This is a genomic window from Synechococcus sp. R55.2, assembly GCF_047462075.1.
Taxonomy (GTDB): domain Bacteria; phylum Cyanobacteriota; class Cyanobacteriia; order Thermostichales; family Thermostichaceae; genus Thermostichus.
Genome location: NZ_JANSIH010000053.1, coordinates 1 through 10477 on the forward strand (window position 1 = coordinate 1; position 10477 = coordinate 10477).

Genomic DNA, 10477 nt, shown 5'->3' on the forward strand with positions numbered 1-10477 from the left:
CCGGCACCTATCTCTATCTCTACAATGCCCGCACGGGAGCCTTTATCTGGCGCAGTGTGAACCTCGGGCTTAGTCAGTGGAACCCTTTGGCTTACCTGCGCGTGGGGAATATAGACGCCGACGACGCCTTGGAGATTGTCGTCGGTGAAGAGAACGGTCAGATAGTCATCTACGATGGCATCACACGGCTCCAGCAGCTGGCGACCCCTGCGCGCGAAGTCACGGCACTCGAACTGGCTGACCTCAACGGCGATGGCATCCAAGAGATCCTGATTGGCACAGCGAATGGGGCACTTTATATCCTGAACCCCAGCACTGGAGGCATTCTGCAAGGGCTAGGCAACTACGGTGGTCGCATAGATGGGCTACAGGTTGCCGACTTGCTGGGCACGCCCGACCCCGATCTCATCTTCTGCGTGAATGGACGGCTCCATGTGGTCTATCGAGACCCTGTCACAAATCAGACCGCTGTATGGCGAAGCAACCCGTTGGGTCAGAACGCAGGACGATACGATAGTCTCCGCGTTGCCGATCTGGATAACGACGGTCGGAAGGAGATTGTCCTGAATGTGGGTATAGGTCTGCGAGTCTACAACCTAATCACCGATGTCCCTGAAGGGGACATTAATCGAGATGGTTGTGTGGACGACGCGGACCTGCTGGGTCTCTTATGCGCCTTTGGTGAATCTGGCAACAATCTACCCGCCGATATCAACAGAGATGGACGGGTAGATGATGGTGACCTGCTCATTGTGTTGTTCAACTTTGGTATAGGATGTTGAAAGTCACCCCCTGTCGGGGCGGTTCGTCTTGCTGCCCCGACAGGCACGACCCTCTCTCCCCCTCTCGACCAGTTGGTGGATTGGTTCTGTTCAGAGAAAAATTTGCGAGGTATACTACCGCTTGTGCGCGTTGTACGCTGCTGGATGATACTAATCGCAAGGACAGAGTTTACAGTGATCCTCTCGCGTCGGCGGCGCAACTGTTCCAGTAGCGACATCGCAGAGAGTATACTTCCGACAACCCTGCGCCGACAAACTGATCTTCTTGACCTCTTGACAAACCGCCGTGAGGTGTGGTATAATATCCCGTGCCTGAGCAATCGGGCGAATAGCTCAGCTGGGAGAGCGCTTCCCTTACAAGGAAGAGGTCGCAGGTTCGAGCCCTGCTTCGCCCACCAGCGAGCCAAGGTTTACGGGGCTGTAGCTCAGCCAGGTCAGAGCGCTAGCCTGTCACGCTAGAGGTCGCGGGTTCAAGTCCCGTCAGCCCCGCCATGCGCCGAGGTAGCTCAGTGGTAGAGCACTGGACTGAAAATCCGGGTGTCGGCGGTTCGAATCCGCCCCTCGGCACCACCACAGGGCGAGTGGTGGAATCGGTAGACACGCCAGACTTAGGATCTGGTGGGCTTTGCCCGTGGGAGTTCGAGTCTCCCCTCGCCCACCAAATCGGGTATAATACAAAGCGTGCGGGAGTAGCTCAGTGGAAGAGCATCTCGTTGCCAACGAGAGGGTCGCGGGTTCGAGTCCCGTCTCCCGCTCCATCTTACATTTAGAGGCGGTGCTATGCAAGCGCAATCCACACAACCGTTTCAAATCCTGAGCCGTGAGGAGCCGTCGCCCGTCACGATTCACCTGACCGTCGAAGTCGATGCGACCACCACACAGCGGATGTTTGAACGCGCGCTGCGGGGAATCGGACGGTACTTGCGCGTGCCGGGCTTTCGCCCCGGTCAAGCGCCGCTGCCGATGTTGCGTCGCATGGTTTCCGAAGAGAACCTGCGCCGCGCAGCAGGCGAGCTGATGATGGACGAATTCATCCCTAAAGTGCTGCAACAGGAGCAGCTCGAACCCTACCGCCCCCCACAGGTCAACATCGAGCGACTTCAGGAAGGCGAGCCGTTCCGCTTCAAGCTCACCGTGCCGTTGCGCCCTGTTGTCGAGAAACTCGGTGAGTATCGCGACCTGCGCTTCCCCATCCCGCCGCAAGAGACCAGCAACGACGAGGTGGAGCAAGCAATCGAATCGCTCCGCAAGCAGCAGATGAAGCTTGAAGCCGCACCTGACCGACCCGCGCAACCCGACGACCGCCTCGTCGTCAGCATCCAATCGCTGGAGGAGGCGAACGCACGGCGCAACCGCTATATGATCACGCTTGGGCAAACCTTCGGCGCGTTGGACAACCTACTCGCGGGCATGCGCGAGGGCGAGACCAAAGAGGCGACGCTCACCTTCCCCGAAAGCTTCGACGACCCCGAACTGGCAGGCAAAACGCTCACCGTCGCCGTCTCCGTCGAGCGAATCCTCGCGCCTGTCTACCCCGAACTCAACGACGAATTCGCGAAGCAGTTCGGCTTCGAGACCCTCGATGCCCTGCGTGAGGATGTGCGCCAACGGATTACGCGCCAGAAGCTGGAGTACCTTCAGGATCAGGCGCGCAGTCAGGCGTTGGCGGCGTTGCGCGAGCGCAGCATCGTCCACCTGCCCGACGCGCTCATCGACGAGCAGCTGCGCGAGGAAATCGCGGAGTTCAGCAAGGAACTGGTCGAGAGCGGAACGACTCTTGAGCAATTCATACAACAGACAGGCTTGACAGGCGAAGAGGTGCGCGAGCAGTTGCGCCAGCGCGGCATCGCCCGCCTGCAGAATACCTTCCTGCTATTGGCAATCGCCGACCAAGAGGGCATCGAGGTCACCGACGCTGAACTCGACTCAATCACCGAAATCGCCCTAACCGACGCGGGTCCCCAGACGCGCTCGCGCCTCAAGGAAGACCCCGAGCTGCGCCAGCGCGTCGCCCAGGAGATTCGCCTCGATCGCGCCCTGAAAAAACTGCTCGATATCGTCCAAAATACAGAGCAAGGAGATTGAGACGATGATTGACCCGAAAAACCAACTGATACCGATGGTGGTGGAGCAGACGGCGCGTGGCGAGCGCGCCTACGACATCTACTCGCGCCTGCTCAAAGACCGTATCGTGTTCGTCGGCACGCCCATCAACGACGACATCGCGAACCTCGTCGTGGCGTCGCTGCTGTTTCTGGAGAAAGAAGACCCCGACAAGGACATCGATATGTATATCAACTCGCCGGGCGGCGTCGTGAGCGCGGGGCTGGCAATCTACGACACGATGCAGATGATTCGCCCCGATGTCGCCACGATTTGCATCGGGCAAGCCGCCAGCATGGGCGCGGTGCTGCTGGCAGGCGGCGCGCCTGGCAAACGCTACGCCCTGCCCCACGCACGCATCATGATTCACCAAGTGCACGCAGGCTTTCAGGGAACCGCGCTCGATATCGAAATCCAAGCGCGCGAGGTGCTGCGCTACAAAGACATCCTAAACAACATCCTGCACAAGCACACGGGTCAGCCCATCGAGCGCGTGGAACAAGACACCGCACGCGACTACTTCATGTCCGCGCAGGAAGCCAAAGAGTATGGAATAATCGATCATGTGTTAGACCGCAGCGGTCGCTAACAGGAGGCACTCGTGGCACGAACGAATGAGACACGCATGACCGATCGGTGTGTGCTGTGCGGCAAGTCGCGCGAGCAGGTGCGCAAGCTGATTCTGGGCATGTACGGGGGCGTATGCGCCGACTGCGTCAAGCTGGCGAGCGACATCCTGCGCAGCGAGTCGGGCGCGTCGCCCACCCCACAGCCCATCGGCTCGGTGGACACCATCCCGAAACCCAAAGACATCTATCGCGTGCTGAACCAATATGTGGTGGGGCAAGACCGCGCCAAGCGCGTGCTGTCCGTCGCCGTCTACAACCACTATAAGCGGGTCAAAGCAGGCGCGGGCAACGAGGTCGAACTGCAAAAGAGCAACATCCTGCTGATTGGTCCCACAGGCAGCGGCAAGACGCTGCTGGCGCAGACGCTGGCGCGTATCCTGAATGTGCCATTCGCCATCGCCGACGCGACCGCGCTCACCGAAGCGGGCTATGTCGGCGAGGATGTGGAGAACATCCTGCTGCGCATCATCCAAGCCGCCGACATGGACATCAAAGCCGCCGAGCGCGGCATCATCTACATCGACGAAATCGATAAAATCGCCCGTAAAGCCGATAACCCCTCCATCACGCGCGATGTGTCGGGCGAAGGCGTGCAACAGGCGCTGCTCAAAATCTTGGAAGGCACGGTCGCGAATGTGCCCCCGCAAGGCGGACGCAAGCACCCGCACCAAGAGTTCATCCAGATCGACACTTCCAACATCCTGTTCATCTGCGGCGGGGCGTTCGACGGGCTGGAGAAAATCATCGAGCGACGGCTGACCGACCAGTCGATGGGCTTCCGCTCCAGTCCCGAAACGCGCAAAAAGCGCAATGTGGGCGAACTGCTCCAGCATGTGATGCCCGAAGACCTGCTCAAGTTCGGGCTGATTCCCGAGTTCATCGGGCGGCTGCCTGTGGTCGCGACGCTGGACGCGCTGGACGAGGCGACGCTGGCGCGAATCTTGGTCGAACCCAAGAACGCGCTCGTGCGCCAGTACCAGAAGTTTTTCGAGCTGGACGGCGTCGAGCTGGTCGTTCAGGAGGGCGCGCTGCGCGCGATTGCCCAAGAGGCGATTCGGCGCGGCACAGGCGCACGCGCCCTGCGCGCCATCCTCGAAGAGGTCATGCTGAATGTGATGTACGAAGCGCCATCCAACCCGAACATCAAGCGCGTGATTATCACGGAAGAGACCGTCACGCAGCGCAAAGACCCCGAAATCCTCACCGCCGACGACATCCAGCAGGCGTCGTGAGGAAGGCAGCCGATGGACGCGAATCGCCCGCCAACGCTACCCGCCGAAGCGATTCGGCGCTGGCGCGACGGACTGCGCGAACTGGAGACGCTCACCCACACTGAGCGTCTCCAAAGCACTTACGCCGAGCGGTTCCGCGCTATCCAGCAGCTCTACGCCTTCTGGAAACTGCTGGGCAAGTTCCCCGACCCCGACACGCGCCCACTGTGCGACCGCTGGATTGAAGCCAAACGCCGATGGATCGAGAAGCACATGCCCTCGAAAGTGAATTTTTAGCTGCGTGCGCTACTGGGTGGAACAGTTTGGCGAGGCGGTCGGCGACCCTGAGCTATGGACGCGCGTCGCTCCGTTATTCAACGCCGATGCGCCGTAGCAGGAACTTACCGACTCGCCTCGAAACAAGCGCGGGGCGCAACGCCCCCTCACTTTGAACTGAACATGGAGGAACGGAATGAGCAAAATACGCTTAGGACTGATTGGCAGCGGCGGCATGGCACGCCACCATATCAACATCCTGCAAGGGATTAGCGACGCGGAACTGGTCGCCATTACGGAACCCAGCCCCGACCAGCGCAAGGCAACCACCGAGCGCTTCCCGAACCTGCAAGGCGTGCCCTTCTTCGACGACTACCGCGAGATGCTCGACAAAGTGGAGATGGACGGCGTGATTATCGTCTCGCCACACACCCTGCACTACCAGCAGGCGATGGACTCGCTGGACAAAGGACTGCATGTGATGATCGAGAAGCCGATGGTCTGCACCGTGGCGCATGCGCGCGCGCTCGTGCGCAAAATCCGCGAGACGGGCAAGGTCGGGCTTATTGCCTACCAGCGCCACTACATCCCCGTGTACCGCTATGTGTACGAGGGCATCCGACGCGGCGAAATCGGCGAGGTACACTTCGTGCAAGCCCTCAACCTGCAGAACTGGATGCACGCCACCGCCAACACTTGGCGTCAAGACCCCGAGCTGTCGGGCGGCGGGCAAATCAACGACACCGGCTCGCACCTGGTGGACTTCCTGATGTGGATTATCGACGCGCCCGCGACCAAAGTCAGCGCGTACATGCAATACTTCGACCGCAAGGTGGACATCAACTCCGCGCTGGCGTTCGAGTACGCGAACGGAACCATCGGCAACCTGTCGATTATCGGCAGCACGACGGTCGGCTGGCACGAGGAGATTACCGTCGTCGGCAGCGAGGGCACTTATCTCATTCGCCATGACCAACTGGAGATTTGCGACGCGCACGGCAACCGCTACAAGCAGGAGAACCTGCCGCAGGGATCGCAGCCGATTATCAACTTTGTGAACGCGATTTTGGGGCGCGAGGAGGTGCAATCCAAGCCCGAGAACGCGCTGCGCATCACGGCGTTCACGGAGGCGGCGTGGCAGTCGGCGGCGCAAGGCGGCGTGCCCGTGCCCATCGCGCAGCTGGAAGAGTAGCCGTCGGGTATACTTTATGTTACGGTCGCGCTAAGCGGGGAGCTGGCGGTTCCCTGTACCTGCAATCCGCCATAGCAGGGCTGAACTCTGGCTCGAGGCGGGACAGCCGCAAGACCCGCCGCGCACGCGCCCGTGAGGATCATCGGGACTTACGCAACGGAGGGACGGTGAACCCCGCCAGGTCCGGAAGGAAGCAACGGTAAGTCGTTTCCCCGTGTGCCGTAAGCCCCCCGATGGGAGCGGGTAGCGACGCGACGCCTTGTCAAGCGCCGTCGACAGCCAGTGCGCGACCGCTACTTGCCCAATAAATCGCGCAACGCCGCCTCCAGCGTCGGGAAGCGGAACTCGTAGCCCGCTTCCAGCAACCGCTTGGGCAACACGCGCGAGCCTTGCAGCACAAACTCCGCCATCTCGCCCAGCATCAGGCGCACGGCGAACGCGGGCGCACGAAAGATCACAGGGCGCAGCAGCACGCGCCCCAGCGTCTTGGCGAACTCGTCCATCGTGGCGGGCTGCGGCGCAGTGAAGTTGAACGCGCCCGACAGGTCGTCCCGTTCCAGCAGGAACGCCGCCGCGCCGACCACATCGCCGAGGTGGATCCACGAGAGCCACTGCTTGCCCGACCCGATGGGTCCGCCGACGCCGAGCTTGAACGGGGTGAGCATCTGCGGCAGCGCACCGCTCTCCAGCCCAAGCACGACGCCGATACGCATATAGCACAGGCGCGCACCCAGCGACGCGACAGGCTGCGCCGCCGCCTCCCACGCCTTGCCCAAATCCGCCAGAAAGCCACTGGCAGGCGGGCTGGACTCGTCGGCGGTCGTGTCGGGGCTTTGGTCGTAGATGCCAATTGCCGACGCCTGCAGCCAAATGCGCGGGGGCGTCTGCACCTGCTGCACTGCCTGCACCAGCAGTTCGGTCGTCTTCACACGGCTGTCCCACAGGCGCTGCTTGACGGCGGGCGTCCACCGCTGCGCGATGCTCTCGCCCACAAGGTTAATCACCGCGTCCGCGCCGTCGAGCCGATTGACCCACTCGCCGAGCGTTGCGCCGTCCCAGCCGATGGCTCGAACGCCTTCGGGCAGGCGCGCCTGCGCCGCGTTGGGGTCGCGCGTCAGCACCTCCAGCGTATGCTCCGCCCGATACGCCGCCAGCATCGCCTTGCCGATGAACCCTGTCCCGCCCGCAGTGATGATTCTCATCTTGTCCCTCTACAAATAGATATACGCCGCGCCAGCCGTTCATGGCTATCTGCTCAGCAGGTTCTCCACAAACAGATGTTCCAGCCCCAGTTGATTTTCAAGGAAGTGGCGCACCATCTCCAGCTCCGCGGGGCGTTTGATGACCGAGCCTCCCTGCGCGTCCCGCTCCACCAAGAGCAACTCCTCCACCCGTGCGTGGCGCAGGATTTCGGGGCTATGCGTGGTGAAGATGAGCTGCTTGCGGGCGGCGACCTCGCGCAGCAGCGACATCAGACGCGCCAGCACTTGGGGGTGCAAACTGCGGTCTGGCTCCTCAAATAACAGCGTCTCCGCGTGCGGCTTGGAGAAGAAGAGCGCGACCACCAGCGCAATCACCTCAACCGTGCCCTCCGACAGCAGCATGGCGGGAATGGGTTGCACGAAGTAGGACTCCTTCGCCTGCAATTGAACCTCTTTACCGAGAATCGGCGCGGCCTCAAGCGACTCCAGATGCGGGAGCAGGTAGCGCAAAAGGTTCTGCAAGCGTGCATGCTGTGCCTCGTGCTGCATGATTCGCGCCAGCGCCTGTGCCAAGTTGCTGGCGTCTTCGTTAAGTTCGCTGTACGCCGCCAACGCCGCGCTGCCTTTCGCTGCTTTGGGCGTGAAATCGTAAATCGCGAGCAGGTCGGTGTAGAGGCGCGGGATGTGCAGCGGGAACGGCGCGTACTGTAAAACCGACGCCGCTTTGGGCAGTTCGAACCGCCCTTCTGCAGGCGTGCCCACCGCCTCGGCGACGCTGTGCGGCTCGATACGCACGGTTGCTGTATCCCCACGCCTTGTGAGATGAACCGTTGCAGCAGCGTCCCGCCCAAGCGTTGCCACAAGCGACTCCTGCAGAATCTCCACTGCGAAGCGGGTGCGCACGACACGCACCGTCAGCGCGTGTTCCACCTGCGCTACCCGCCACGAAGTCTTGCGTCCACCGCTGCGCAGTTTGTGCGTCGCCTCCAGCGTGAAAGTGGAGTCCGCGCTGCCCAGATGACACAGGTACTCCACACCGCCTTGCTGCGCCGCCGCATACTCAAGGTCGTGGCGCGTCAGGTCGCGCAGAAAACGGAACGCTTGCATCAGGTTCGTCTTGCCCGATGCATTCGCCCCCAACACGATATTCAGCGACCCGAACGCGACCGTTGCGTCCCGAAAACTGCGGAAGTTGCGCAGGCGTAGGCGTTGCAGCATGCCCGTAGTATACCTCGCGCCTATCGGGTATCCTACAGGCATCACTTCTACTCAAGGAGGAGACGATGCGAGCAGGAGTATTGCTACTGGTATCAGGTCTTCTGACGCTGAGCGCATATGCGCAGCTGAACGATGTGCCCCAGAACCACTGGGCGTACCAAGCGATTCGCGAGCTGGTGCGCCTGCGCATTCTGGAGGGCTTCCCCGACGGGAGCTTTCAGCCGAACCGACAGGTCACCCGCGCCGAGTTCGCGCAGGCGATTGCCCGCGCCTACCGCGTCATCGACGAGCGCATCCGCCAGCTGGAAGGGCGCGTCAACCAAGTTGCACCCGACACGCCCACTGCGCCCCAGCCCACGACGCCTGAAGCGCGCCTGCGCGAGCTGCAGCAAGCCGTCCAAGAGCTGCAACAGCTGCGCAGCGCGGTAGAGACCCTCCAGCGACTGGCGCAAGAGTTCCAGACCGAGCTGAACGAGTTGAATGCGGGCGTGCGTGACCTGCGGCGCGACCTCGACGCGCTGAGCGAACGCCTCAAGTCCGAAGAGCGACGGCGCAACCGCCTCACGGGCGATGTGCTGCTTGCCGTATTCGGCACGCACAGCTACGATAAGCGCAGCGCGTTCACCTACAACGGCAACGCGATTAACCCGTCGGGCAAGTTCCTGCAGAGCGTAGGCGTGCTGCACGAGCTGGGGCTGCAGGTCGATGTGCCCATCGACGAGCGCATCGATGCGAAGGCAACCCTGATTGTTGGCAACTATCTGCCTTACACGCGCGAGGCGACCCGCACGGCGGATAGCCAGCGCCTCAACACCGCCGCGTACACCGTCGGCGCGACCGATGTCGCCATCTGGGAAGCCTACATCACGCTGCCGCTGGAGCTGTTCGGCAGGGAGTTCCAGGCGCAAATCGGGCGCATCCCACTCAAACTGACCCCGTACACCCTGCAGCGGATTGACCCCGACTACTACCTCGACGCCGCACGCTACGACGACGGCGCGTTCCGCGCGGACGGCGCACGGCTGAGCGCGACCTTCGGCGGGGTGAACGCGCAGCTGTTCCTGGTGAGCAGCTACGGCATTCAGTCCAACACCACGCGCTTTTTCCCCATCCGCTTCGCCAACCACAACGCCTCCGTCAGCGCGCCCGTTGACCAGATGGCAGTGCTGCGCCTGCAGTACCAGTTCCAAGTCGCCGAGACTCCCGTCAATCTGGGCGCGACCTACATGGCGGCGGGCGTCGGGCGCAACCGCCGCTTCGAGCATATCCTTAACACGGTGCGCACAGATGTCAACCGCGCCGATGTGCTGGCGCTCGACCTGTCGGCAAAGTTCAGTGAGCTGAGCACAGCGTTCGACTATGCCGTCAGCACGCTGCTGCGCGGCGACAATCGCGTGGTCGGCAGCAAGAACACTGCCTTCGATGTGCGCGTGAGCTACCCCTTCAACGACCGCTGGCGCGGCACGCTGGGCTATCGCGAAATCGAGCCTTACTTCGTCGCGCCAGGCAACTGGGGGCGCATCGGCTACCTGTATAACCCGTCCGACCTGAAGGGCACTTACTTCCGCACCGACTACCAAGTCGCCGAGAACCTAAGCGTCGCGTTGGCGGTGGACGCCTACACGGGCACGGCGAAGCTGCCCTTCAATCGGGGCTATCAGGGGCGCGACCGCATGCGGCGCGTCCAGCTGGACGCCCACTACCGCTACGCCCCGCGCCTGCGGTTCCACCTCACCTACGAAAATGTCGGCTGGGAAATCAATAGCTTCGCGCTCAACAACCAGCGCGGCAAACCCGAATGGAACTACCTCACCCTGCGCGCAGTGTACCAACTTGCCGACGACATCGAGCTGAGCGTGCTGTA

9 protein-coding genes, 5 tRNA genes and 1 other RNA gene are annotated in these 10477 nt (G+C 62.0%); 13 read left to right on the top strand and 2 right to left on the bottom strand.

Annotation, left to right across the window (positions count from 1 at the left end; genetic code table 11):
- From NW838_RS01945 to ffs, 12 genes are all read left to right on the top strand, one after another.
- On the top strand, positions 1-782 hold a 782-nt coding region (locus NW838_RS01945), incomplete at its 5' end, for a hypothetical protein (protein WP_414427400.1).
- A gap of 322 nt (positions 783-1104) precedes the next feature.
- Positions 1105-1180 (top strand) — tRNA-Val (locus NW838_RS01950).
- A gap of 16 nt (positions 1181-1196) precedes the next feature.
- Positions 1197-1274 (top strand) — tRNA-Asp (locus tag NW838_RS01955).
- Between the two features lie 3 nt (positions 1275-1277).
- Positions 1278-1352 (top strand) — tRNA-Phe (locus NW838_RS01960).
- A gap of 5 nt (positions 1353-1357) precedes the next feature.
- Positions 1358-1443 (top strand) — tRNA-Leu (locus NW838_RS01965).
- Between the two features lie 22 nt (positions 1444-1465).
- Positions 1466-1540: transfer RNA gene (locus tag NW838_RS01970), tRNA-Gly, on the top strand.
- Between the two features lie 22 nt (positions 1541-1562).
- Positions 1563-2867, top strand: a complete 1305-nt coding sequence (gene tig / locus NW838_RS01975) for a trigger factor (RefSeq protein ID WP_414427401.1) — start codon at positions 1563-1565, stop codon at positions 2865-2867.
- Positions 2863-3474, top strand: a complete 612-nt coding sequence (gene clpP, locus NW838_RS01980) for an ATP-dependent Clp endopeptidase proteolytic subunit ClpP (RefSeq protein WP_414427408.1) — start codon at positions 2863-2865, stop codon at positions 3472-3474. The genes tig and clpP overlap by 5 nt, the downstream gene beginning before the upstream one ends.
- Before the next feature lie 36 nt (positions 3475-3510).
- Positions 3511-4746 carry an ATP-dependent Clp protease ATP-binding subunit ClpX gene (gene clpX, locus NW838_RS01985; protein WP_414427402.1) on the top strand — a complete coding sequence of 412 codons (1236 nt, stop codon included), beginning with the start codon at positions 3511-3513 and terminating at the stop codon, positions 4744-4746.
- Positions 4747-4758: 12 nt separating this feature from the next.
- Entirely contained in the window at positions 4759-5022 is a 264-nt protein-coding gene (locus tag NW838_RS01990) for a hypothetical protein (protein ID WP_414427403.1), read from the top strand.
- 175 nt (positions 5023-5197) lie between these two features.
- Positions 5198-6193, top strand: coding sequence for a Gfo/Idh/MocA family protein (locus NW838_RS01995; protein ID WP_414427404.1), 996 nt, complete (start codon positions 5198-5200; stop codon positions 6191-6193).
- Positions 6194-6218: 25 nt separating this feature from the next.
- Positions 6219-6483, top strand: an RNA gene (gene ffs / locus NW838_RS02000) — signal recognition particle sRNA large type.
- Between the two features lie 3 nt (positions 6484-6486).
- On the opposite strand, the gene NW838_RS02005 is transcribed toward ffs, so the two are convergent.
- Positions 6487-7395 carry a TIGR01777 family oxidoreductase gene (locus NW838_RS02005; protein WP_414427405.1) on the bottom strand — a complete coding sequence of 303 codons (909 nt, stop codon included), beginning with the start codon at positions 7393-7395 and terminating at the stop codon, positions 6487-6489.
- A gap of 45 nt (positions 7396-7440) precedes the next feature.
- A complete protein-coding gene (locus tag NW838_RS02010) occupies positions 7441-8613 on the bottom strand; it encodes an AAA family ATPase (protein WP_414427406.1) in 1173 nt (390 codons plus the stop codon).
- A gap of 65 nt (positions 8614-8678) precedes the next feature.
- Here NW838_RS02010 and NW838_RS02015 point away from each other — a divergent pair.
- Positions 8679-10477 (top strand): S-layer homology domain-containing protein (locus tag NW838_RS02015; protein ID WP_414427407.1); only part of this gene is annotated, 1799 nt, incomplete at its 3' end.

Bases quoted from the DNA above. Each gene is read 5' to 3' on its own strand.
- tig (WP_414427401.1), top strand. From the start codon at position 1,563: ATGCAAGCGCAATCCACACAACCGTTTCAAATCCTGAGCCGTGAGGAG.
- clpX (WP_414427402.1), top strand. From the start codon at position 3,511: ATGACCGATCGGTGTGTGCTGTGCGGCAAGTCGCGCGAGCAGGTGCGC.
- NW838_RS01990 (WP_414427403.1), top strand. From the start codon at position 4,759: ATGGACGCGAATCGCCCGCCAACGCTACCCGCCGAAGCGATTCGGCGC.
- NW838_RS01995 (WP_414427404.1), top strand. From the start codon at position 5,198: ATGAGCAAAATACGCTTAGGACTGATTGGCAGCGGCGGCATGGCACGC.
- NW838_RS02005 (WP_414427405.1), bottom strand. From the start codon at position 7,395: ATGAGAATCATCACTGCGGGCGGGACAGGGTTCATCGGCAAGGCGATG.
- NW838_RS02010 (WP_414427406.1), bottom strand. From the start codon at position 8,613: ATGCTGCAACGCCTACGCCTGCGCAACTTCCGCAGTTTTCGGGACGCA.